Genomic DNA, 2212 nt, shown 5'->3' with positions numbered 1-2212 from the left:
AACCAGCAGCGGCTGTCGTGCACGTAGTCGTCGAACAATCTGATTGCCTCGTCGGGCAGCGCGTCGAACCTCTGCCGGGAGGTGTGTTCCTTCAGGAACGGAACCACCTCCGCAACCGGCTTCGGCAACACGTCGTCGGCAGGATCGTAGGCCTGCGCAACCGACGTGCGCAGGGCGTGAAACTTGATGACGCCGACGTCCACCAGCGACATGTGCGGCGTATCGCTGCCCGGTTGCTCGCGAGCCACCCGCAGCGTCTTTGCGGAATGGCCGTGTGTGGAGTGATGCGGCGGCTGTGGCGCCGCGTCAGCCTCCTTGACGGACAGGCTTGCGCGCTCCCCGGGGTGGAGATATGCCAGCAACAGCCGCATTTCCTCCGCGCCCTGTCGCAAATCGCTCCGGTCGTTGACGGTCATATCGCCCTCCGTTTCTCCCGGACGGCCGGATTGCGGCCGCTTGTCGGCAGCCACGCCAGCGTAGGCGACTTCCGCGTACAACGCTTCCGTCCGGTTCCGGATCTCCCGATCGACATCGTTGACCGCTTGCTCCGCCGCCTGGGTCGCGGGAACATTTTCCGGGTACGGCCGGCTCGCTTTCGCCCGCGACACTTCCGCCATCGCCTTGTTGCGTCGGGCGCTCAATTCCCGCAGTTGCGGATCCTCCGGTGCCGCCTTCTCCATCGCCTGCGTCATCTTGCGCGGCGTCAGTCCGTCTTCTCTGGCCCGCTCGAAGAATTTCTGCCTCGCGAGATAGCGGCCGTCCGCGGGCTGCGCGCGCAGTGCCCGCCAGCTCAGCATCTGCTCCATGCCGAAGCGCATCGCGTCCTCCAGACGGGTGACGGTGTGGGTCGTCTTGAGCCAGGCGTTGAAGGCGGCGATGGTGTCGGGGTGGAGTTTGAAATCTGGTGCAAGATATTCGTTTTCCGAAATTGCATCCGCTTTCATCAGCGGCACGCCATACTCGAGCGCGGCAATGTACATGTCGTGCAGCGCGATCTGGCTGAGCTTCCGCTCGTCCACGCCCACCCCGGCGCCGTCGCACCCCTTGCCCTGATCTCCCGGCCCGTATCCGCCACCGACGTCGGAATGCACGCCCGGATAAGCAATCTCCCGCCGCACCTCGCCGCCGGCATAACGGTCGCCCTGACGGATCGAGTCGAGCGGAAAGCTCATCCGCTGTTCGTGGATCGAGAACGCATGCACGCAACCGCGAACGGAATCTGGAATCGCGAGCCCCCCGTTGCTGGCGAAGTGCGCGTGGCCGTCGAGGAAATCCAGATTCAGCGCGGTACGAAACGAATCCGGCAAGCCGACCGAGGCGACCGTGTCAAACAGGCCCATGAAGTTGACCTGATACGGCAGCGCGCGATAGCGAGGGGCGTCGCCCAGTGTGCCGTTCGGCGCCCATTCGTTCACGAGCTTGTGCACGAATGCGCGAGCCGCAGCCGCGCCGCGCGAGAAACCGATCACGTTGATCCAGATCTTCTTGACCGTGTTTTCGGTGCTGGCCTCGGAATGCGCGATCTGGAGTCGCCTCAGGCGAGGCTCGAAGTATTGATCGAACGTTTGCTGGTCGCAGAAGGCACCGATGTTGCTGAGCGCCTTGGCGTCATCGTCAGGAATCAATTCCCACCGGGAATCTTTCACAATCGCGCCATACACCGCATTGAGCACACGCGTGTAGGCCCAGACACATCGCTGGTTGAAACCCTTCGCGAGCACCTTGCCATCTTGCGAATACGTTGTCTCGCCGATCTTTTCGAACGGCGTGCCGACGCCGGGAATATAAAATGAATACATCCCTCGATCATTTTCGTCCAGCGCTGCGTTATACAACCGAGCCACGTTTGTATGGTGCTGAGTATTCGAGTCTCTCCATTTAGGATTGTCTTTGTCGTCGTTGTTGTTCGTGCCATCAAAAAACAGCGAGATGTGCAGGGTCTGCTGGCACGTCAGTTTCGGATCGGCCACGCTGCAATAGCCCGTCGCCCACGCGTCGTTCGCTTCCGGGTTCTGCAGGCGCCCGCCTTCCGGCATCGGTTCCGGCCATTTCACGTTCATTTCATTAACCCTCGCTTCACACCGTTCGGATACGCGTCATTCCATTCTTCGTCCGGCGCTCCCTGTGCGACGTAAGGATCCGTTGCAGCGGGCGGACCGGCATCGCGAGCAAGATCGCGTGCATTGGGATTCCCGACGACGATCTTCACTCG

The 2212-nt window shown here is 61.9% G+C and carries 1 protein-coding gene; it reads right to left on the bottom strand.

What is annotated here, in order from left to right; all coding sequences use genetic code 11:
• The coding region (locus LIG30_RS21960) for a T6SS phospholipase effector Tle1-like catalytic domain-containing protein (RefSeq protein ID WP_038715448.1) at positions 1-2060 on the bottom strand (2060 nt) is incomplete at its 3' end.
• Between the last annotated feature and the right edge of the window lie 152 nt (positions 2061-2212).

This window comes from Burkholderia sp. lig30 (assembly GCF_000687455.2).
Lineage (GTDB): Bacteria > Pseudomonadota > Gammaproteobacteria > Burkholderiales > Burkholderiaceae > Burkholderia.
The sequence above is the reverse complement of the archived record's forward strand: the minus strand, read 5'-3'. Positions and strand labels throughout refer to the sequence as shown.